The organism is Variovorax sp. 05N34, assembly GCF_056397405.1.
This window is the reverse complement of the sequence record NZ_JBFTNI010000010.1, coordinates 55,739-77,364: the sequence shown is the minus strand read 5'-3', so window position 1 is coordinate 77,364 and position 21,626 is coordinate 55,739. Positions and strand designations below refer to the sequence as shown.

Sequence of the window (21,626 nt, the reverse complement as noted above, 5' to 3'; positions counted from 1 at the left end):
TCGAGGAGACAACGATGGCGCACGTGATCCCCGGACCCGACAGGCAGGCAAGACTCACTGACGAATACATCCGACTGGTCGCGCGCGACGTCTTTTTCTGGGCGTGGCCGATCGTCAACGTCTACAACCGCCGCAGCACCTTCGGCAAGTTGCCGCACCCGATGCTCCTGGGCGGCGTGCTGCGGTGGGACCGGTCAATACGCTGACGATGCTCACCGACTACATCGATCCAGCCGAGCGCGCTGTCGCGTGTCCCAATCAGGACGTGGTGTATGGCAACGCCATCATCGCGCTCGACGAGTCGCCGGTGGTGCTGCAAGTGCCGGATTTCGGCGATCGCTTCTGGGTGTACCAGGTGGTGGATTCGCGCACCGACAGCTTCGCCGAACTGCGCAAGATGTATGGCACGCGGCCGGGCTTCTATCTGCTGGTCGGACCCAACTGGGTCGGCACGGTACCGCACGGCATCAGCAAGGTGTTCGCGTCGCAGACTGGCACGGGGGTGGTGGTGCCGCGCGTTTTCAGGGAAGACACGCCGCAGGACCTAGCGGCGGTGCAGCCGGTGATCAACGAGATCGGGCTCTATCCGGTTGCCGAGTTCGACGGCAGGTCCAAAGTCACGGACTGGCGCAAAGTACCGGTTGTGAGCAATCCGTCGAAAGGCGGCGAAAGCGGCAATGGTGGCGACGGCGCGGAAACCCGCTGGGTTCGGCCTCTGGCCTTTCGCGAATTGCTTCCGGCCGTGCTGGCCGACGCCAAGCCGCTGCTCGGTGAGTCGGCGCGTTATTCGCAAGTGCTGGCAGTCGCGCCCAGAGGCTCGTCGAAACGACCTTGCGTTGCACGAGTCAACCGCGTCGACCACTTCAACGCGCTCGCGTTGCCAACTGTCCTGTTCGTCAATTTCGCGGAAGAAGACTCGCTGCAGATCGAGTTCACATCCGAACAGGGGCTCGTGCTTCGCTTCGACCAGATCGAGGCGACCTACGAATTGGCGCGCGACGCGGAGCGCGAGCCGATCGTCCGAGGGGCTGAGGCGGATCAACGCGATCCTGTCGATGACTGCACGGTGTGCCCATTGGCGGAGTAGTCGCCTGCGAGCATCGTGGCAGCGCATAGCCCAGAACTGCCGCTTACGTCAGTAGCCAAAGATTGCGGTTCACATCGTCTCCATCAGTCGTTCTACAGCTCGACGCGCAGCATCGATCGCGCCAGCCAAGTAGCCCGGGAACTCCGGGGACCACTCGCTGCCGATGCCTGACATGCATCCTGCCCACGGACCAGTCGCAGCGGTCGAAGCAGGCGCAGCAGCATGGCCTCCAGCGGCAGCACTGGAATCGGCCGGCACTGCGGTCCACTGTTCGCTCGACCAGTCTTGTAGCCACTCCTGCACCGGGGTAGCCGCCTGCGGCCCGAACAATCGGACCATCTGGGCGCGGCATAGGGCGCGCAACTGCTCGACGGGAATGCCCCGCCTCACTCGTGCTGGCGTCCCCACGAATCCGAATAGGGCACCTGCCCCTGCCTCCGGGCCTGCATCGTGAATCTCGACCATGGGACCCACATGGCTGAAAGCATCACCGGATAGACCCGAGCTGCGCCAGAACGGCGTGTCATACATGGCGACGTACTTGGCATGCGGGGCCATCCACGTTGCCGTGTTCGTCCACTGGGCCGCCAGCTGCGCCGGCAACTCTGGCTCGAAGCGCACCATCGAGGCGGCGAGCCGTGGTGGCATCGCTAGCAGCAGGTGTTGACCTGCAAACGCGACGGCCGCTCCCCCTGTGCGCCGTGCGTCGATGCGCAGGCCGCCGGACGACGCGTGGATAGCTTCAACGGCATGGCCCGTGAAGACGCGCCTGGAATCGACGCGGGCTTTCAGCGCGTCCAGTAGCGCACCCATGCCCCCGGCCAGTCGCATCGATTCGGGAGACGCCGGGTAACCAGAAAGGCGCTCTGGCCCTCGCTGCGCAGCCCGCTCAAACAGTGCCTCGCCCGTGGTTGGCTGCGCAAAAGTGCGCAAGCCCAGGTATTGGACCAGTGCAGCGAACTCCGGCTGCAACTCGGGCCAGAACCATGTTGCCCCCAGATCGACACGAGCCATGTCCGGGTTCGACGAAGAGGCGGATACCACGCGCCCGCCGAGGCAAGGCCGGGCTTCCAGCAGCAAGTAGTCGTCCACGTTGGAAGACTCCAACAAGAAGGCCGCATAAAGACCAGCGAGTCCGCCACCGACGACGATGATGCGTGCTTGCGTCATGGAGTCTGCAGACCCTGCTCGAACCGTGAGACCTGCTCAGGCGTTGGCAGATGGCCTGTCTTGATGAACACGGTTGTCGCCTTGCCTGCCTCGAGATCGACCCATGATGAAGCAGGGGTGCGAATCCAGCTGCGAGCGGGAAAACGCCCCACATCGTTCGCCAGCTCGCCATCCACCACAAGAAGCTCCGCTCCAGACGTCGCATCCAACGTGAGCCGCTGGCCCGGGAGCAGTCGTTCCATACGGACGCATTCTTGACCGTTGTCGAACAGGGCGCACTGCTCTCTTCCTCCGTTGCGGCGCCAGTTCGCGGGGTCGCGGGTGTCTGTGCGCACCGGTCCAGCTTCGGCGCCCTCCATCTGCCACAGCTTCGCGAAGATGACCGCGCCGTCGTCGCTGAAGGGCTGATGCACAGATCCTGGCGGATTGCGCAAGTACCACCCCGCCGGGAAGTCCTGCTCTGCATCCGAGAACACGCCATCGAGCACAAGGATCTCCTCGCCCCCCGGATGCTCATGCGCCGGGAATCGAGAACCCTGGTCGTACCGGACCAAGCTGGTCGCACGAGCACGCTCGCCCCCAACGCGGTCAAGCATTACGCGGGCGACACCGCCTTGAGGCGACGGCACCCAGCGATGCGCATCGGGCATGACGACAGCAGCCTTTGTAAAGTCGGCGTTGATGCGCATGGTGCAGCTCGATGCAGTCGGTCGATGCTCAGTTGCGGCCGGCCATTACGCCGCCGTCCACATCCCAGATCGCGCCTGTGACCCAGCCGGCTTTGTCGGACAGGAGAAAGGCCACCGCCTCAGCCACATCCTGCGGGGTGCCCACGCGGCCAATGGGATGGAAGGAGTTGAAACCTTGCAGCGCGGCGTGCACCTCAGCCTTGGGAATGAAGCCCTCGTAGATCGGGGTCTGTACCACTGCGGGGGACACAGCATTGACCCGGATGTTCTTGCCTGCCAGTTCCATTGCCAAGTGCTGCGTCAGCGAGTGAAGGCCAGCCTTTGCCATCGAGTAGGCGGACGAAGGCGTGGCGGCGATTGCCTGCTTTGCCCACATCGAGCCGATGTTGACGATGGCGCCAGTGCGGTTGGCGGCGACCATGTTCGCAGCGACCTTCTGCGTGATGAAGAAGAACGCTTTGTTCAGGTTCATGTACTGGTCGTAGTCCGCCTCCTGATGGTCCAGGAACGGCTTGGGGAAGAAGACCCCGGCCGCATTGACGAGCAGGTCGACGTCGGCATGATCCGAGTCGATGGTGCGCAGCAATGTCTGCAAGCCCTGAGCGCTGGTCAGGTCGGCTGCGATTGCGGCAACGCTGCCCAGTGCGGACAGATCCTTGCGTGCTGCGTCCGCCTTCTCTGGCCTGTTGCCGACAATCACGGCAGCGCCGCCCTCGGCCAGAACAGCACGGGCGCTCTCATAGCCGATGCCGCTTGTGCCGCCGATAACCAGCAGCTTCTTGCCCCTGAACTGATTGCTCATATGAAATCTCCGATTGAGTAGAAAAACTATCCTTGTTGAACTGCGGCTGAGACCAAGCCACAGACCACCGAAGTCATGATTGTTCGCCGTTGATCGGTTAGGGGCAAACCAGATAATCTGTCTGCGCTACAAAGAAATTGTTTGTCTTCCCATGAAATCTCCGGTCCACTTGAACGCCCTCCGTGCCCTTGAAGCGAGCGCCCGGCATCAGAGCTTCGCGGCGGCGGCCGGCGAACTCCATGTGACCCCGGCTGCCGTGGGACAACTCGTGCGAACGCTGGAAGGTTGGCTTGGCAGCCCGCTGTTCTTGCGCAGCACCGGCGGGCGCCAGCGGCTAATTCCGACCGATACCGTTGACCGGGCCTTGCCGGACATCCGAGCCGGACTGGACCGCCTCGCGTTGGGCCTGGAACGCCTCAAGGAAGGATCGACAAGCGGCGTGCTGACGGTCGCAGTCAGTCCGGCTTTCGCGGCCAAGTGGCTGCTGCCGCGCATCGACCGCTTTCAAAGCACTTGGCCAGATACCGACGTGCGGCTGGACACCAATCTCAAGCCGGTGGACTTTGTCGCCCAGCGCATTGACATAGGGGTGCGGTTCGGCAGGGGAACCTGGCCGGGATTGGCATCTGAGAAGCTGATGGACGAGGAGGTGTACCCGGTTTGCTCGCCGCAACTCTTCGCACGGATCGAGGCCACGCCCACGAACCTGCAGGGTCAACTATTGATCCATGACTTGTCGATGGACGCACGGGAGGGCTTCCCTACATGGGAGGCTTGGCTCAGGGAGGCAGGAGTCGGCGGGATCGACGCGGCGCGTGGCCTGAAGATCAACAACTCCGCTGCTGTGTTGCAGGCAGCGATCGACGGTCAGGGCATCGCACTCGCACGGAGCGTCATGGCCCGCGATGACGTGGCCGCCGGAAGGCTGGTGAGGCTGTTCCCGGAAATTTCCCTTGCGTCAGCGCTGGCGTACTACGTCGTCTACCGACCAGAGTGCTGCGGCCTGCCACGGTTGAGGGCCTTCCGTGACTGGCTTCAATTCGAAGCCAAGCAGTAGCGCGTGCGACTCTACTTTCCCGGTCAAAAAAGTGCGCGGCCGAACGCTTGCAGGAGCGACGACGCGGACGCCTCAGGCCAGATCCGCCGCGTAGCCGCTTCGTGCCTCAACTCCAGAAGCAGACGTGCAGTCGCGGCCTCAAGATCGCCCGGCGAATCTTGACTTGGAAGGATGTACGGCCGGTGGTGGCGGTCCGCTTGATGATGGATGCCATCGTTGTGTCTCACGGTTGTCCCGCCGATGGCGGAACGTGTTTCCGTAGGACACTCGTTTCGTTGGTGGAGAGGATGAGGATCGAACTCACGACCTCCGCATTGCGAACGCGGCGCTCTCCCAGCTGAGCTACCCCCCCAACGCCCACAAATTCTAACCAGAACGAGCGCTCCGATGCACGTCTCCGGCATGCCAAGATGCGCTCCCTGCCGCAAAAAAAGGACCGAGGAATGTCGCTGCACGACCCAGCCTGGCTGGACACCATGTACAACAATCGCGCGCGCGTGCCGGAACATCCGGTGCATCTGGCGCGATGGGCTTCGAGTTCTGCCGCCGCGCGCGCTTCCCTGAGGGGCAGCCTGGACTTGCCCTACGGCGACGAGCCCGGCGAGACGCTCGATGTGTTTGCCGCGTCCGACCCCAACGCGCCGGTGCTGGTTTACATCCACGGCGGGTACTGGCGCTCGCTCGACAAGAACGACTCTTCCATGGTCGCCCCTGCGTTCGTCGACAAGGGTGTTTGCGTGGTCGTGCCCAATTACGCGCTGTGCCCCGGAACGGCCGAGCAGCCGGTCCGCGTTGCCGACATAGCCCTGCAAATGGTTCGCGCGCTCGAATGGACCTGGCGCAACATCGCGGCGCACGGCGGCGACCCTTCGCGAATCACTGTTTCCGGTCATTCCGCGGGCGGGCACCTTGCAGCAATGCTTCTGGCGTGCGACTGGAAGGCTGTCTCACCGGACCTGCCTGCCCAACTCGTGCGCAACGCATTTTCGATTTCAGGCGTCCATGACCTTCGTCCGCTCCAGCACGCCCCTTTCCTCGCCGATGCGCTGCGATTGACCGATGCCGAAGCGCTGCGCCTCAGTCCGGCGTTCTGGCCGGCGCCAAAGCGCGGGCAGCTCTACACGGTGGCCGGCAGCGAGGAAAGCGAGGAATTCATCCGCCAGAACGCGCTGATGCGCAAGGCCTGGGGCCCTGCTGCAGTGCCGGTCAGCGAGATCCTTCCGGGGCTCGACCACTTCGGTGTGGTGGACGCATTGGCCGATCCCGCGCACCGCCTGCATGCGCTGGCGATGCAACTGCTCGACACCTGAAGCTCCGCCTCAGGTAGCGGCACGCAGCGGGCCTACATCAGCAGGTGTTCGCCCGCGTTGTCGCCACCCAGGGTGACGTAGTTGACCTTGCGGATGTCCATGAGCTTGCGGCCGCCCGCGTAGCTGATGGAGCTCTGGATGTCCTGCTCCATTTCGATCAGCGTTTCGGCCAGCTTGCCCTTGATCGGCTCGAGGATGCGCTTGCCTTCGACGTGCTTGTATTCGCCCTTGTTGAAGTCGCTGGCCGATCCGTAGTATTCCTTGAAGAGAACGCCGTCGACTTCAACGGTCTTGCCGGGCGATTCCTCGTGTCCCGCGAAGAGCGAGCCGATCATCACCATCGACGCGCCGAAGCGGATGCTCTTGGCGATGTCGCCGTGGTCGCGAATGCCCCCGTCGGCAATGATCGGCTTGGTCGCGACGCGCGCGCACCATTTGAGCGCCGACAACTGCCAGCCGCCCGTGCCGAAGCCCGTCTTGAGCTTGGTGATGCAGACCTTGCCGGGGCCGATGCCCACCTTGGTGGCATCGGCGCCCCAGTTTTCCAGGTCGATGACCGCTTCCGGCGTGCCCACGTTGCCCGCAATCACGAACGATTTCGGCAGCTTCTTCTTGAGATAGCCGATCATGTTCTTCACGGTGTCGGCGTGGCCATGGGCGATGTCGATCGTGATGTATTCGGGTGCCATGTCCGCGGCGGCGAGTTGGTCGACCGTGTCGTAATCGGGCTTTTTCACGCCCAGCGAAATCGACGCGAACACGCCCTTTGCGTGCATGTCCTTGACGAACTTGACGTTGTCCAGGTCAAAGCGGTGCATCACGTAGAAGTAGCCGTTCTTGGCAAGCCACGTGCAGATGGTCTCGTCGACCACCGTCTTCATGTTGGCGGGCACTGTCGGAATGCGGAAACTGCGGCCGCCGAGGGTGACGCTGGCGTCGCACTCGGAGCGGCTTTCCACCACGCATTTGCGGGGCAGCAGAAGGATGTTGTCGTAGTCGAAGATTTGCATGTGATTCCAAGCTCCTGAAAGGTCGTCGCCAAAGGATTTCGGCGGCGATGGGGCGCTTGGCTTGGAGCCCGGCTTTGCGGGTTCGCCGTGGCGGCGATACCGAACTCTGCGAACCCTGCTGTGCGCAGGCACAAAAAAAACCGGACGTCAAGAAACTTGGGCCCGGTGACTGATTCTACCCGCCCGCTCCATGGCGGGTGGGCGTTTCTACAATGGGCACATGCTCCCATATGACTTGTTTTCCGGCGCGCCCGACGCCATGGGGGAAGCGCCCGCCGCGTCCCCTCTGCTCGCCAATCTGAATCCGGAGCAACTTGCGGCCGTGACGCTGCCCGCGGGCAACGCGCTGATCCTCGCCGGAGCCGGTTCGGGCAAGACCCGCGTGCTGACCACACGCATCGCATGGTTGCTGCAAACCGGCCAGGTGTCGCCCGGCGGCATCCTCGCCGTGACCTTTACCAACAAAGCCGCCAAGGAAATGATGACACGGCTGACGGCCATGCTGCCGGTCAACGTGCGCGGGATGTGGATCGGCACCTTTCACGGCCTGTGCAACCGCTTCTTGCGGGCGCACTGGAAGCTCGCCGGGCTTCCGTCCACCTTCCAGATCCTCGACACGCAGGATCAGCTTTCCGCCATCAAGCGGCTGATGAAGCAGTTCAACGTCGATGACGAGCGCTTTCCGGCCAAGCAGACCCAGTGGTTCATCGCCGGCGCCAAGGAAGATGGCCTGCGTCCGCGCGACGTCGAGATCCGCAGCGATGACGATCGCAAGAAGGTCGAGCTCTATCAGCTGTATGAAGAGCAATGCCAGCGCGAAGGCGTGGTCGACTTCGGCGAACTGATGCTTCGCAGCTACGAGCTGTTGCGCGACAACGATCCCGTGCGCGAGCACTACCAGCGGCGCTTTCGGCACATCCTGATCGACGAGTTCCAGGACACCAATCGGCTGCAATACGCATGGATCAAGATGCTTTCGGGCACCACGGCCGACGGCCGATTCACGCCGGGCGACAACAGCGTGATCGCGGTGGGCGACGACGACCAGAGCATCTATGCCTTTCGTGGCGCGCGCGTGGGCAACATGGCGGATTTCGTGAACGAGTTCAACGTGACGCACCAGATCAAGCTGGAGCAGAACTACCGCAGCTACAGCAATATCCTCGATTCGGCCAACGAACTCATCAGCCACAACAAGAAGCGGCTGGGCAAGAGCCTGCGCACGGACCAGGGCCCCGGCGAGCCGGTGCGCGTCTACGAATCGACCAGCGACTTCGCCGAGGCGCAATGGATGGTCGAGGAGATGCGCCAACTGGTGCGTGAGGGCATCGATCGCAAGGAGATGGCCGTGCTCTACCGCAGCAATGCGCAGAGCCGGGTGATTGAAACAGCGCTGTTCAATGCCGCCGTGCCGTACCGCGTGTATGGCGGGCTGCGGTTCTTCGAGCGGGCCGAAATCAAGCATGCGCTGGCCTACCTGCGCCTGCTGGAGAACAAGGACGACGACACGAGTTTTCTGCGCATCGTCAACTTTCCGCCGCGCGGCATTGGCGCGCGCAGCATCGAGCAACTGCAGGACGCGGCCCGCGCGGCCGGCCGCTCGTTGCACGACGCCGTGAGCGCCGTCGGTGGCAAGGCTGGCGGCAATCTCTCCGCCTTTGTCGCGAAGATCGACGTGCTTCGCGAGCAGACGCAGGGCATGTCCCTGCGCGAGATCATCGAACTGGTGCTCGACCACAGCGGGCTCATCGAGCACTACAAGGCCGATCGCGAAGGCGCCGACCGCATCGAGAATCTGGAAGAACTCGTCAACGCCGCAGAAAGCTTCGTCACGCAGGAAGGCTTTGGCCGCGACGCGGTGGCGCTGCCAGTGGACGAACTGCGGCAGTCGCCGGTCAGCCAGGGCATCGATCCGAACCGCCCCATTACGGACGAGCCGCTCGCGCCCGATGCGGAAACGGGCGAGACACTCAGTCCGTTGGCGGCTTTCCTGACACATGCAGCGCTCGAATCCGGCGACAACCAGGCGCAGGCCGGCCAGGATGCCGTGCAGCTGATGACCGTGCACGCTGCAAAGGGGCTCGAATTCGATTGCGTGTTCATCACCGGCCTGGAAGAGGGCCTTTTTCCGCACGAGAACTCGATGAGCGACTACGAGAGCCTCGAGGAAGAGCGTCGGCTGATGTATGTGGCCATCACTCGCGCCCGCAAGCGCTTGTACCTGAGCCATTCGCAGACCCGCATGCTGCACGGGCAGACCCGTTACAACGTCAAGAGCCGCTTCTTCGACGAACTGCCCGAGAGCGCCCTGAAGTGGCTCACTCCAAAGAACCAGGGATTCACACCATCCGCTTTCGGCTACGGCGGCGGCTACGCAAGCACGCGCGGCGGTGGAGGCGGCTACGGCAAGGAGACCTTCGCGAGTCCACCTGTTCCGCCACAAAAAGCCGCGCCGTCGCACGGGCTTCGTTCAGGCATGCAGGTCTTCCACAACAAGTTCGGTGAAGGTACCGTGGTGTCGCTGGAAGGCACCGGCGACGACGCCCGGGCCCAAGTGAACTTCCCGCGCCATGGCGTCAAGTGGCTGGCGCTGTCGGTTGCCAAGCTGACGCCGGTTTAGCGCGGTCGGCGCCGCGCTCGCGGTGCTGGGCCTATTCCTGGAATGAATCGCGGAAGGTGAACCAGGTGCTGGTGAAAAACATGGCCGCCATCACCAGTGCGCCGCCGATCATCACCGCAGCTCCGGCCGCAGACGCGCTTGCGCCGATGCCCATCGCGCCGATGGCGACGAGCAAGGTTGCGGCAAGGCTCAACACGATGCCCGCGCCGATGAACACGCCTGTCCAGACAAGGCCGAAGACGGTGAGTGCGCCGAAGTTCTTGAAGCACGCCACAAAGCTGAAAAACAGGCTCTTCGCCGGTGGCACGCGATGCCAGTGCACGAGCGCTGGTGCATGCCAGAAGGCCAGCGACAGCGGCAGGTAGAGACCCATGGCAATCCAGAGCGCGACCTGGAACTCGGTCGTTTCCGCAAGTTCGCGCGTGAGCGGTCCGCCGAGCAGGTAGACGCGCGCGAACTGCCCGCCATCGGCCAGCGCGGAGATCGCCATCACCACGAGAAACAGTGCCGCGTACATCGCGCCCAGCACCGCCATGGGACGAACGTCGGAGCGAACGGCATTCACGGCGGCCATGAACACGGTTCCGGCAGGCGGCTTTTCGGGGCCGGTGGCTTGCGCAGCGGCTGCCATCAGCCCGAGCGTCATGGTCGGCAGCAGCATCAGGGCAATGGCCGCACCGATCAATGGCAGTTGCGAGGCGATGGACACCAGCGCCATGAAGAAAAAGAAAAGCGAAACGAAGGCGAGCGGCTGTCGTGCGAAGGCCTTGAGCCCGCTTCGGACCCACAGCACGCCGGTGCGTGCCGGAACAAGATTGAGTTTCATCGGATCGGGTCAGGCGGCCTGCAGATCCGCGTCATGTGAGAACTCGAAGGTCGCATGGGCGCGTTCGCGCAACACGCGTTCGAAGTGCGTCGGATCGTGCGCCTTGAGCATGCTCGCTTCGCGAGGCAAGTGGTAGTCCCATAGGCGCGAAATCCAGAAGCGCAGCGCGGCGGCCCGGAGCATGGCCGGCAGCAAGGCGCGTTCCGGGCCGGTCAGGGGGCGCACCGAGCCATAGGCAGCGAGCAATGCGCTGGCGCGCTCGGCATCGTGGCGACCGGTCTGGAGGTCGATGGCCCAGTCGTTCAGGCACACGGCAAGATCGAAAAGCCAGGTGTCCGTGCCCGCGAAGTAGAAGTCGAAAACGCCCGTGAGCCGTGGCGCGTCGGCGCTCGCATGGGTGTCGAACATGGCGTTGTCGCGAAACAAGTCGGCATGAATGGGCCCGCGGGGCAATGCGGCGTAGGTCGACGATTCGGCGATGTGGTTCTGATAGGCGAGTTCGCTGCGCAACAGCGCGGCCTGGGGCGCCTCGAGGTAAGGCAAGACGACGGGCGCGGTGTCGTTCCACCAGGGCAGGCCGCGGAGGTTGGGTTGAATGCGGGGGTAGTCGCGCGCCGCGATGTGCATCTGCGCCAGCAGCCGGCCGAGCTCGGCGCAGTGGCGGGCGGTCGGTGCCAGTTCGCTCTTGCCCTGGAGCCGCTGCACGACCGCTGCAGGCTTGCCCGCCACCGTGAGCAGCAATTCGCAGGACGCGTTGGCGGGAATCGACAGTGCGTGCCCCTTCGGCGGCTCGATCTTCGGATCGATCACCGGCTCCGGCACGGGGATGCCGCGCGCCGCGAGGTGCTTCATAAGACAAAGGTAGTAGGGGAGCTGTTCGGGGCCGAGCCGCTCGAAAAGCGTCAGCACGAACTCACCGTTTGCCGTCGTCACGAAGTAGTTGGTGTTTTCGATTCCGCCTTCGATGCCTCTGAGCTCGCTCAGCGGGCCGAGTCCCAGGCGTTGCACCAGTGCGTCGGCTTCTTCGAATCCGACTTCCGTAAAAACTGCCACCGTGTGCTCAGAACTTGAAGACGTTCCACCAGACCCGTGAGCCGGGGTCGGAGTTGCTCTGGTCGGGCTGTCCCTGCATGTTGGTGCCCTGTTCGCGGTTGGGCATGACGTTGTAGGCCGGTGCGTTGTTCTTGGGCTTGACCGTGATGCTCATCGTCTGGCCGCCGACGCGAACTTCGTCGACAGTGGCGCCGCTGTCTTCGGTGTGGATGTGCTCGATCTTCTGGTTGCGGCGGCCGTTTTCCTTGTCCGCGTCTGTCGGGTTGTCCGCCGTGGCCGGGGGCTGCGCCGGCTGGGGCGTCTGCGCCTGGACGGCGGCAATCGCCGCGGCGCTGGCGAACAACAACATGGCCAGGCGAATGCGGGAAAGATGGAGCGGCATGGAGGACATGATCAGGATTGTAGGTCCGCGCTCGCGCCAGGGATACAAGTCCGTGGCGTTCCGGCACACCTTCCGGACGGCCGGTCGCGGCACGGCAAAATGCCCTGATGACCGACAAGAAAACACTGCTGCTCGTCGACGGATCGAGCTATCTTTATCGCGCTTTTCATGCGATGCCCGACTTGCGCGCCGTTCCCGGCGACAACAGCAGTCCCGCCACGGGTGCCATCCGGGGAATGATCAACATGATGCAGGCCCTGCGCCGCGAGGTGCGGGCCGACTACGCCGCCTGTGTCTTCGACGCGCCGGGCAAGACTTTCCGCGACGACTGGTATCCCGCCTACAAGGCAAATCGCTCGCCGATGCCGGACGATCTGCGCAGCCAGGTCGAGCCGATCCACCAGGTGGTGCGGCTTCTTGGCTGGCCGGTGCTGTGCGTGCCGGACATCGAGGCGGACGACGTGATCGGCACGTTGGCTCGAACGGCTGCCGCGCAAGGCATCGAAGTCACCGTTTCCAGCGGCGACAAGGACCTGAGCCAGCTCGTTGACGAGCACATCACCATCATCGACACGATGAACGGCAAGAAGCGCGACGTGGCCGGCGTGACGGCGGAGTTCGGCGTCCCGCCCAACCTGATGATCGACTATCAGACGCTGGTCGGCGATACGGTCGACAACGTCCCGGGCGTCGAAAAGGTCGGTCCCAAGACGGCCGCCAAGTGGCTGCTCGAATTCGGCTCGCTCGATGCCCTCATTGCGCGCGCCGGCGAGGTCAAGGGCCAGGCCGGCGAGAACCTGCGCAAGGCGCTCGACTGGCTGCCGCAGGGACGCCGGCTGGTGACCATCAGGACCGATTGCGAGCTCGGCGAGCACGTCAAGGGCCTGCCGTCGCTCGATGCGATTGCCATCGGCCCGCAGCAGATCGACGAATTGAAGATCTTCTACGAAAAGTACGGCTTCAAGTCGCTGGTGCGGACGCTCGAAGCGCACGAGGTGTCGCCCGAGTTGATCGAGGAGAACAAGAAGAAAAAAGGCCCTGAAGGCGGGACCGGCCTCTTCGACGACCCGAGTTTCGCAGCCGCTGCCAAGGTCTCCAACCTGGCTTACGAGACGATCATGACGTGGGAGGCCTTCGACGCGTTGCTGGCGAAGATCCGGGGGGCGGAGCTCGTGGCGATCGACACCGAGACCAACTCACTCGATGAAATGCGCGCCGAGATCGTCGGGCTCAGCTTCAGCGTGACGCCCGGCGAAGCGGCCTATATCCCGGTGGGCCACAACTATCCGGACGCACCTGTTCAACTGCCGCGCGATGAAGTCCTGGCAAAACTCAAGCCATGGCTCGAAGACGGCTCGAAGAAAAAGCTCGGCCAACATATCAAGTACGACCGCCACGTGTTTGCCAATCACGGCATCGAAGTTCAAGGCTATGCGCACGACACGATGCTGCAAAGCTATGTATTGGAAGTACACAAGCCGCACGGCCTCGCCAGTCTTGCGGAGCGGCATCTGGGACGAACGGGCATCGACTACGAAGACCTCTGCGGCAAAGGTGCGCATCAGATTTCGTTCAGCCAGGTGTCGATTGACAAGGCCGCCGAATATTCGTGCGAGGACTCCGACCAGACGCTGGATGTGCATCGCGTGCTTTGGCCGCAGCTCGAGGCGAATGAAAAGCTGCGCTTCGTCTACGAGCTGGAAATGGCATCGAGCGAGACGCTCTATCGCATCGAGCGCAATGGTGTGCTGATCGACGCGCCCACGCTGGCCGCGCAAAGCAATGAATTGGGCAAGCGCATCATGGCTTTGGAGCAAGAAGCCTACGAGCTCGCGGGCCAGCCTTTCAACCTCGGTTCGCCCAAGCAGATCGGCGAAGTGTTCTTTACCAAGCTGGGGCTGCCGGTCGTCAAGAAGACGCCGAGCGGCGCGCCGAGTACCGATGAAGAAGTCCTGGAAAAGCTCGCGGAGGATTTTCCGCTGCCGGCCAAGATCCTGGAGCACCGCGGACTCTCGAAGCTCAAGGGCACTTACACCGACAAGCTCGGGTTGCTAGCAAATCCACGCAGCGGCCGGGTGCACACGCACTATGCGCAGGCCGTCGCGGTGACGGGGCGCTTGTCCAGCAACGATCCCAATTTGCAGAACATTCCGATCCGCACCGTCGAAGGCCGCCGCGTGCGAGAGGCTTTTGTCGCGCCCGCTGGCAGCGTGATCGCAAGCTCCGACTATTCGCAGATCGAACTGCGGATCATGGCGCACATCAGCGGCGATGAATCCCTGCTGCGCGCGTTCACCGAAGGCATCGACGTTCACCGGGCGACTGCTGGCGAGGTCTTTGGCGTCGCGGTGGAGCAAGTGTCGAGTGAGCAACGCCGTTATGCGAAGGTGATCAACTTCGGGCTCATCTACGGCATGAGCAGCTTTGGGCTCGCGCGCAATCTGGGCATCGAAACCAAGGCGGCCTCGTCGTACATCGAGCGCTACTTCGCGCGGTATCCGGGCGTGAAGGCGTACATGGATGAGACCAAGGCGCTGGCCAAGCAGAAAGGCTATGTCGAGACCGTCTTCGGACGCCGCCTCTACCTGCCGGAGATCAATTCGCCGAATGGACCCCGCCGAGGCGGTGCCGAGCGCGCAGCCATCAACGCGCCGATGCAGGGCACCGCCGCCGATCTGATCAAGCTCAGCATGGTGAAGGTGCAGGACGTGCTGGATGCCGAGAAGCGCGGGACCAAGATGATCATGCAGGTGCACGACGAACTGGTGTTCGAAGTGCCCGAAGAAGAAGTCGAGTGGGTTCGCATCGAGATCCCGCGGATCATGGCGAGCGTCGCCGAACTCAAGGTGCCGCTGCTCGCGGAGATCGGCTTTGGCCCGAATTGGGACAAAGCGCATTAGCCTGGCTCGCCCCCAGGCTTGCCCACTTCGTGTGGCCGCCTACCCCCTACCGGGGGCAACACCGGCGGCCCGGCAGAGCCGGTTCCGCGGTGTTTTTGGGATGGTCGTTTTTTGGAGTTTTGATGACGATGAAATTTGTGGGTGCTTCTACGCGTCGGGCGGTCGTGTTTGCGGCGATGGGTGCGGCTTGTGCTTGCGCGTTGGCTGCACCTGATGAGCGGCTTGCGGGGCTTGCTGCGAAGGAGAAGCCGGCGTTGCTGGAGACTTTGAAGCAGCTGGTTTCGGTGGAGTCGGGGAGTCGCGATACGGAAGGGCTGGACAAGATTGCGGAATTGATCGCGGCACGGTTCAAGGCGCTGGGCGGGGAGGTCGAGCTGATCGATCCTTCGGGCGATGCCTATCGCATGGAAGACACGCCGGAGAAGATCGGCAAGGTGGTGCGTGCGACGTTCAAGGGCACGGGCACGAAGAAGATCATGCTGATCGCGCACATGGACACGGTCTATCAGGTGGGCATGTCGAGACAGCAGCCGTTTCGCATCGATGGCGACAAGGCATACGGGCTGGGCATCGCGGACGACAAGCAGGGCGTGGCGGTCATCGCGCATACGGTGGCGCTGCTGAAGGCCCTGGACTTTAAGGACTACGGCACGCTGACGGTGTTGATCAATGGCGACGAGGAGATTAGTTCGCCGGGTGCCCGGGCGCTTCTCACGCGGCTGGGCGGTGAGCACGACGTGGGCATGTCTTTCGAGGGCGCACCGATTCGGGACGACAAGCTGTCGCTCGCGACCGCGGGCATTGCGTCGGTCACGCTCAATGTCACTGGCAAGGCGTCCCACGCGGGTTCGGCACCGGAGGCGGGCGTGAATGCGTTGTACGAGTTGTCGCACCAGATCCTGCAAATGCGCGACCTGTCCGATCCGGCCACAGGCCTGAAGATGAACTGGACGATTTCACGCTCGGGCACCAATCGCAACGTGATTCCGGCCACGGCGACCGCCGGTGCGGATGTGCGGGTGCTGAAGGTGAGCGACTACGACCGCATCGAGCGCGAGGTCCGGGAGCGATCGAAGAACCAGCTGATTCCTCAAGCCAAAGTCGAAATCAAGTTCGAGCGCCGCCGCCCGCCGCTGGAGGCGACGGATGCATCCCGCGCGCTCGCGACGCACGCTCAGCAGATCTACAAGAGCCTCGGCCGCACGTTGGGCGCGGACGACAAGGTGGCAGGCGGCGGCACCGACGCGGCTTTTGCGGGCTTGAACACCAAGGCCGCCGTTGTGGAGCGGTTCGGACTCCAGGGTTTCGGTGCGCATTCGATGGACGCGGAATATGTGCTCATCGATTCGATCGAACCGCGGCTTTATCTCGCGACGCAAATGATCATGGACGTGTCTCGCGGGAAGCTCGGGTCCGGATCGAACTGAGGCGCCTTCTCTCGCAATGCGTCTACGTCACATCGAAGTCTTCAACGCGATCATGCTCACCGGGAGCGTGAGTGCGGCGGCGCGGCTCATCAACATCACACAGCCGGCGGTGAGCCGGACGTTGCAGCATGCGGAGATCCAACTCGGGTTCGCGCTCTTCCAGCGGGCCAAGGGTCGCCTGACGCCGACCACCGAGGCGTTGACGCTGTATCCGCACATCGAACGGCTCTTTGCACAGCTCGACGAGGTGCAGCGCCTCGCGACGAACCTGCGTTCGGCGAGCGACGCGGGAGAACTGCGCATCCTGACGGTGCTGGCTTTGAGCTACGAAGTGCTGCCGCGCGCGCTCAAGCGCTTTCGGAAAAAGCATCCTGGTGTGGCGGTGACCGTCGAGTCGCTGCATTCACCGCAGATCATGTCGGCACTGCTGCTGCAGGAGGCGGATGTCGGCTTTGCATTCAGTCCGGCCGTGCATCCTTCGTTGACCCAAGAGGCGTTGGCTGACAGCCGCATGGTGTGCATTGCGCCTAAGGGAATGTTGCCCCGCGCACTACTGCGCAACGGATCGGTGGCGCTGCACGATCTGGTCGACCTTCCGGTGGTGGGGCTCGACAGTCGGGATCCAGTCGGGACGAGTCTGAGTCAGGCGTGTCGGCAGGCTGGCGTCGGATTCAAGCAGGCGGTGGTCACTGTGCAGACCTACCATGCGGCGCTTGCGATGGCGCACCATGGACTTGGGGTCGCGCTGGTCGATGGATGTACCGCTGGTTCGGCGGATCGGGAGAAGGTGGATGTGCTGACGCTGGAGCCGCATATCCCGGTGCCTATTCGGGCGCTGCGGTTTGCGGGGAAGCCGGATTCTGTGGCTGTGCGGAGCATTACGGTGTTTATGCGGGAGGCTGTTGAGGGGGTGAGTTGAAGGGGGTGGGTTGGCGGAGGCGGGCGGTGTGCCCTGGGCCGGCCGACGTCACCGGCCGCTGCGCGGCTGCCCTGCGCTGCTCGCGGTACGCGGGGTCCGCGCGAAACTCGCTGCGCTCAGACACGCGCAGCCCTGATCCGCGTACCGCTGCGCTGCTCGGCGGTGCCTCAACGGCCAGCCCAGGGCACACCGCCCGCCTCCGCCGGTAAGGGCGGGGGTGATTTGTCCGCCGCCATCGCTGTGGCCAACGCGCAGGCCGTGGGCGTTCGAGGCGCGCGCAACCCCAGCGCAACACTGAGCCCGGTATGGGGTGTGGGCTGTGGCGACCCTTCTGCGCCGCCGAAGCGCGGAGCGTCAGGCGGATCAGGGCTGCGTGTGTTTGAGCCGTAGGCGAGTTTCACGCGGACCCCGCCTGGCGTGAGCACTGCAGGGAAGCCCGAAGGGCCGGCGCAGCGGGGTCGCCACAGCCCACACCCCATACCGGGCGGCCCCCCAAACAGCAAGCAACACAGCAAACAACAACTCAGTGATTGTCCCGAGGAATCCCAAACGTAGCGTGCACCTTCTGATACTTCACAGCAGGCTTGAGCACCATCCCTCCAGACAGCTCATCCACGATGCCCCGCTGAATCTCCTGCCATGGAGTTTGACTGGCCGGATACGGATACCCGCCCTGAGCGTCCAGCTTGGCGCGCCGACGAGCAAGCTCCTCATCCGGCACCAGCATATTGGCCGTGCGCTTCTTCAGGTCAATGCGCACTCGATCGCCCGTTTGAACCAGCGCAAGCCCGCCACCCGTCGCAGCCTCGGGTGAAGCATTGAGGATCGATGGCGACCCGGACGTTCCGGACTGCCGGCCATCGCCAATGCAAGGCAGCGCCGTAACGCCCTTCTTGATCAGGTACGAAGGCGCACGCATGTTCACCACCTCGGCAGCGCCCGGATAGCCCACCGGCCCCACGCCGCGCATGAACAACACACTCTTGGGATCGATTTTCATCTTCGGATCGTCAATGCGACGGTGATAGTCCTCCGGCCCGTCGAACACGATCGCCGTACCTTCGAATGCCATCGGATCGTTCGGGTCTTCGAGATAGCGCGAGTGGAATTCGGGCGTGATCACGCTCGTCTTCATGATGGCCGATTCGAAGAGATTGCCCTTCAGATTCAGGAACCCCGCGTTCTTCTTCATCGGCTTGTTGTACGGGAAGATGACCGTGCGGTCGCTCGTGAACTTGCCTTCGCAGTTGTCGATGAGCGTCTTGCCGTTGGCCGTGAGCGCTGGCTTGATTTTGCCCTGCGCGATCAATTCGGCGACTACTGCCGGAACGCCGCCCGCGCGGTAATAGTCTTCGCCCAGATACTCGCCGGCCGGCTGCAGATTCACGATCAGCGGGATTTTGTAGCCGAGCTTTTCCCAATCATCGGTCGTGAGCTCCACGCCGATGTGCCGCGCGATGGCAATCAGGTGCACCGGCGCGTTGGTCGATCCGCCGAGCGCGGAGTTGACCACGATCGCATTTTCGAAAGCTTCGCGCGTCAGGATGTCCGAAGGCTTCAAGTCTTCGCGCACCATCTCGACGATGCGCCTGCCCGTGTGATACGCCATCTCCTGGCGATCACGGTAGGGCGCCGGAATCGCAGCACTGCCGGGCAGCGTCATGCCGAGCACCTCGGCCAGCGAATTCATGGTCGACGCCGTTCCCATGGTGTTGCAATGCCCTGTCGACGGCGCTGACGAAGCGACGAGCTTCAGGAATTCCTGATAGCCGATCTCTCCTGCTGCCATCATCTCGCGCGCACGCCACACGATCGTGCCCGAGCCCGTGCGTTCGCCCTTGTACCAGCCGTTGAGCATCGGCCCCGAATTGAGCGCGATGGCGGGAATGTCCACCGTCGCGGCAGCCATCAATTGCGCCGGCGTCGTCTTGTCACAGCCGGTCGTCAACACCACGCCATCGATCGGATAGCCGTACAGCACTTCCACCAGCGAGAGATATTGCAGGTTGCGATCGAGTGCCGCCGTCGGGCGCTTGCAAGTTTCCTGGATCGGATGGATCGGGAACTCGAAAGCGATGCCCCCCGCATCGCGAATGCCTTCGCGCACGCGCTCGGCGAGCACCAGGTGATGACGGTTGCAGGGCGCGATGTCCGAGCCGGTCTGCGCGATGCCGATGATGGGGCGGCCCGACTGGAGCTCGTCGATCCCCAGGCCGAAGTTCATCGTGCGCTCCAGATAGAGCGCCGTCATGTCGGCATTGGCCGGATTGTCGAACCATGCCTGCGACCGCAGGCTGCCGGCGCGCACCGGCGCGGCAGTGGCTGAACTGGCGGAATTCTTCTTCGCGACCTTGGCGCTCTTCGTCGACTTCACAGTGTTCGCATTCTTTGAGTTGCTCGTCTTCTTCGATGTCATCAGCGCATTCCCTTCAGGGTCAGGTCCGCGTTCGGCAGTGCCGCGCAGTCTTCGATGTATTGCCGAATGATGTCGGCGAAGTTGTCGTGTGGATGCAAGCCCAGCCGGGCTGCGCGTGCGGCAGACGCGCCGCTTGGCCAATTGGCAACGATGCCGGCGATGCGCTCGTCGCGCTCGAAGCGAACACGGGCGCGCACGGCGGGTCCGGCCACCTCTTCGAGCGCGTCGAGCATGTCGCTGACGCGCACATTGATTGCCGGAAGATTGAGTGCGGTGCGGCCGCAGAACTCTTCCCGGCTGGCTTCATAGACGGCGATCAGCCCGTCGACCGTGCGCGACGGCGACGACATCGGATGCGACACATCGGGAGAAACCGGGCAGATCGCTTCGACCCCCGCCAGCGGCTCGCGGATGATGCCGCTGAAGAACGAAGATGCCGCGCCGTTCGGCCGGCCAGGACGCACCGTCACTGTCATGAGCCGTGCAGCGCGGCCATCGACATAGCCCTTGCGCGTGTAGTCGGCAATGAGATGCTCGCAAATCAGCTTCTGCGTGCCGTACGAAGTCTGTGGCGCCGGCAACGTGTCGTCGGCAACGATTTTCGGCAGCGGTACTGCAGGGTCGGGGCCGAACACGGCGACCGAACTCGAGAACATCAGGCGCGGCACCTTGCCGCCCGCATTGACACGCGCCCTGATCGCGTCGAGCAATGCCCGGGTGCTGTCCAGGTTGGAGCGCAGGCCCAGGTCGAAGTCGAGCTCGCATTCGCCCGAGACCGCCGAAGCCAGGTGGAAAACGCCGTCAAAGGGTTCGTCGCGTAGCGCGTCGGTCTGCGTGAGCAATGGGCCGGTGCGTGCCTCGACGCGTGCGTCGGCGAGCAGGTCGGCGGGTGGCGGTGCGATGTCGGTCAACACCAGGCGCTCGATGCGCTGGCCCGCCAGCGTGCCGCGGGCAAGCAGCGCCCTTGCGAGGCGCGCGCCGACGAAGCCGCCGCCTCCGGTGATCATCAGTTTCATGCAGTCTCCTTCATTGCTTTCCCTTTCGGGAGGTCGTGGGGTCCGCGGCGCGCACGGCCTTGACCGCGGCTTGCCGACGGCGGCCGTCGATGACGCCGCCCTCGATCAACCGCTGTTCGCCGCGGATCAGGTGTTCGTTTGCGTGAAGCCGCGCTGCGACAGGGTCGTGCGCCGCGATGGCCTCGAAGATGGCGCGATGTTCGCGCTGCACGGCCGTCATGAAGTCGGCGCGCCGGGCCTCGTTGCCACGTGTGATGCGCATGCCTTCGCGCAGGTATTGCTCGAGGAAGCCGAGCAGAAGCCGGAACTGCGGGTTGCCCGTCGATTCGCCGATCACCTGGTGAAAGGCAAGGTCCTCGGCGACGCCGTCCCGCCCTTCGGCCACTGCGGCGTCGATCGCCGCAAGTGCCCGGCGCAAGGCGGCAATCTGACCTCGGGTGGCGCGCTCGGCCGCGAGTGCCGCGATCTCGCCTTCGAGCACGCGCCGCACTTCCACCACATGGACGACCGACTGGACCGAAGTCAACACTGCGGGATCGAAGGCAAGCGGCTGGTTGACCGGGCGCGGCGCCACATAGACGCCCGAACCTTGCCGCGACTGAACCATGCCCTTGGACTTGAGTTGATGCACCGCCTCTCGCACCACGGTGCGCGAGACGCGGTGCGCGGCGGCGATCTGCTGCTCGGTCGGAAGCCGGTCGCCTGCCTGGAGCGTGCCGGATTCGATCTGCTCGCTCAACAGCACGGCCAACCGGTCCGACAGCCGATCGACGATCAGCGGAAGGGGCTGGGTGGGTGAGGGCGCCGGAGGCCGCCCGGCGATGGGAGATGTTTGCACGGTGATACGGTGATCATACAAATTTGCAGGGGTTAATGCCTAACGGTTTGCCCTGATGCGCGAGCTTGTCTCAATGCCAATACTGCGCGGTTGCGACGCAAGGC

At 63.7% G+C, this 21,626-nt stretch carries 18 protein-coding genes and 1 tRNA gene; 8 read left to right on the top strand and 11 right to left on the bottom strand.

Annotation, left to right across the window (positions count from 1 at the left end; translation table 11 throughout):
* Nucleotides 1–14 precede the first annotated feature (14 nt).
* Entirely contained in the window at nt 15–206 is a 192-nt protein-coding gene (locus AC1DMA_RS24770) for a hypothetical protein (RefSeq protein ID WP_478127180.1), read from the top strand.
* Nucleotides 185–1,087 (top strand): DUF1254 domain-containing protein, encoded by a 903-nt coding sequence (locus tag AC1DMA_RS24765; protein ID WP_478145800.1) that lies wholly within the window; start codon nt 185–187, stop codon nt 1,085–1,087. Before AC1DMA_RS24770 ends, AC1DMA_RS24765 begins: the two co-directional genes overlap by 22 nt.
* Before the next feature lie 69 nt (nt 1,088–1,156).
* Here AC1DMA_RS24765 and AC1DMA_RS24760 read toward each other — a convergent pair whose 3' ends face one another.
* Genes AC1DMA_RS24760 through AC1DMA_RS24750 form a run of 3 tightly spaced genes read right to left on the bottom strand, consistent with a single transcriptional unit; the run spans nt 1,157 to nt 3,748 of the window.
* Nucleotides 1,157–2,257 carry a flavin monoamine oxidase family protein gene (locus tag AC1DMA_RS24760; protein WP_478145799.1) on the bottom strand — a complete coding sequence of 367 codons (1,101 nt, stop codon included), beginning with the start codon at nt 2,255–2,257 and terminating at the stop codon, nt 1,157–1,159.
* Nucleotides 2,254–2,946 carry a cupin domain-containing protein gene (locus tag AC1DMA_RS24755; RefSeq protein WP_478145798.1) on the bottom strand — a complete coding sequence of 231 codons (693 nt, stop codon included), beginning with the start codon at nt 2,944–2,946 and terminating at the stop codon, nt 2,254–2,256. Before AC1DMA_RS24755 ends, AC1DMA_RS24760 begins: the two co-directional genes overlap by 4 nt.
* Nucleotides 2,947–2,974: 28 nt before the next feature.
* Complete coding sequence (locus tag AC1DMA_RS24750) at nt 2,975–3,748, bottom strand: SDR family NAD(P)-dependent oxidoreductase (RefSeq protein WP_478127176.1); 774 nt, start codon at nt 3,746–3,748, stop codon at nt 2,975–2,977.
* 151 nt (nt 3,749–3,899) lie between these two features.
* Between AC1DMA_RS24750 and AC1DMA_RS24745 the strand changes: the two genes are divergently transcribed.
* Nucleotides 3,900–4,805, top strand: a complete 906-nt coding sequence (locus AC1DMA_RS24745; RefSeq protein ID WP_478127363.1) for a LysR substrate-binding domain-containing protein — start codon at nt 3,900–3,902, stop codon at nt 4,803–4,805.
* Nucleotides 4,806–5,081: 276 nt separating this feature from the next.
* Here the strand turns inward: AC1DMA_RS24745 and AC1DMA_RS24740 are convergent.
* Nucleotides 5,082–5,157 (bottom strand) — tRNA-Ala (locus AC1DMA_RS24740).
* A gap of 91 nt (nt 5,158–5,248) precedes the next feature.
* Between AC1DMA_RS24740 and AC1DMA_RS24735 the strand changes: the two genes are divergently transcribed.
* Nucleotides 5,249–6,115 (top strand): alpha/beta hydrolase, encoded by an 867-nt coding sequence (locus tag AC1DMA_RS24735; RefSeq protein WP_478145797.1) that lies wholly within the window; start codon nt 5,249–5,251, stop codon nt 6,113–6,115.
* A 32-nt stretch (nt 6,116–6,147) separates the two neighbouring features.
* Here AC1DMA_RS24735 and AC1DMA_RS24730 read toward each other — a convergent pair whose 3' ends face one another.
* Entirely contained in the window at nt 6,148–7,125 is a 978-nt protein-coding gene (locus tag AC1DMA_RS24730; RefSeq protein WP_478127154.1) for a GMP reductase, read from the bottom strand.
* A gap of 220 nt (nt 7,126–7,345) precedes the next feature.
* Here AC1DMA_RS24730 and AC1DMA_RS24725 point away from each other — a divergent pair, with 220 nt between their 5' ends.
* Nucleotides 7,346–9,745: a UvrD-helicase domain-containing protein gene (locus AC1DMA_RS24725; RefSeq protein ID WP_478145796.1), complete on the top strand. Its 2,400-nt coding sequence runs from the start codon at nt 7,346–7,348 to the stop codon at nt 9,743–9,745.
* Between the two features lie 31 nt (nt 9,746–9,776).
* On the opposite strand, the gene AC1DMA_RS24720 is transcribed toward AC1DMA_RS24725, so the two are convergent.
* The 3 genes from AC1DMA_RS24720 to AC1DMA_RS24710 are packed head-to-tail and all read right to left on the bottom strand — an operon-like array spanning nt 9,777 to nt 12,015.
* Nucleotides 9,777–10,571: a BPSS1780 family membrane protein gene (locus AC1DMA_RS24720; RefSeq protein WP_478127152.1), complete on the bottom strand. Its 795-nt coding sequence runs from the start codon at nt 10,569–10,571 to the stop codon at nt 9,777–9,779.
* A gap of 9 nt (nt 10,572–10,580) precedes the next feature.
* Nucleotides 10,581–11,624, bottom strand: coding sequence for a homoserine kinase (locus AC1DMA_RS24715; RefSeq protein WP_478145795.1), 1,044 nt, complete (start codon nt 11,622–11,624; stop codon nt 10,581–10,583).
* Between the two features lie 7 nt (nt 11,625–11,631).
* A complete protein-coding gene (locus tag AC1DMA_RS24710) occupies nt 11,632–12,015 on the bottom strand; it encodes a hypothetical protein (protein WP_478127150.1) in 384 nt (127 codons plus the stop codon).
* A 98-nt stretch (nt 12,016–12,113) separates the two neighbouring features.
* Here AC1DMA_RS24710 and polA point away from each other — a divergent pair, with 98 nt between their 5' ends.
* From polA to AC1DMA_RS24695, 3 genes are all read left to right on the top strand, one after another.
* Entirely contained in the window at nt 12,114–14,906 is a 2,793-nt protein-coding gene (polA, locus tag AC1DMA_RS24705) for a DNA polymerase I (protein ID WP_478145794.1), read from the top strand.
* Nucleotides 14,907–15,034: 128 nt separating this feature from the next.
* Nucleotides 15,035–16,333: a M20/M25/M40 family metallo-hydrolase gene (locus tag AC1DMA_RS24700; RefSeq protein WP_478145883.1), complete on the top strand. Its 1,299-nt coding sequence runs from the start codon at nt 15,035–15,037 to the stop codon at nt 16,331–16,333.
* A gap of 16 nt (nt 16,334–16,349) precedes the next feature.
* A complete protein-coding gene (locus AC1DMA_RS24695; RefSeq protein WP_478145793.1) occupies nt 16,350–17,252 on the top strand; it encodes a LysR family transcriptional regulator in 903 nt (300 codons plus the stop codon).
* Between the two features lie 523 nt (nt 17,253–17,775).
* Here AC1DMA_RS24695 and AC1DMA_RS24690 read toward each other — a convergent pair.
* Genes AC1DMA_RS24690 through AC1DMA_RS24680 form a run of 3 tightly spaced genes read right to left on the bottom strand, consistent with a single transcriptional unit; the run spans nt 17,776 to nt 21,522 of the window.
* On the bottom strand, nt 17,776–19,668 hold the full coding sequence (locus tag AC1DMA_RS24690; protein WP_478145792.1) for an IlvD/Edd family dehydratase: 1,893 nt from the start codon (nt 19,666–19,668) through the stop codon (nt 17,776–17,778).
* The gene (denD, locus tag AC1DMA_RS24685; RefSeq protein WP_478145791.1) at nt 19,668–20,684 is read right to left on the bottom strand and encodes a D-erythronate dehydrogenase; all 1,017 of its coding nucleotides are present in this window, start codon (nt 20,682–20,684) and stop codon (nt 19,668–19,670) included. The genes AC1DMA_RS24690 and denD overlap by 1 nt, the downstream gene beginning before the upstream one ends.
* Before the next feature lie 10 nt (nt 20,685–20,694).
* Entirely contained in the window at nt 20,695–21,522 is an 828-nt protein-coding gene (locus AC1DMA_RS24680) for a FadR/GntR family transcriptional regulator (protein WP_478127144.1), read from the bottom strand.
* Nucleotides 21,523–21,626 lie beyond the last annotated feature (104 nt).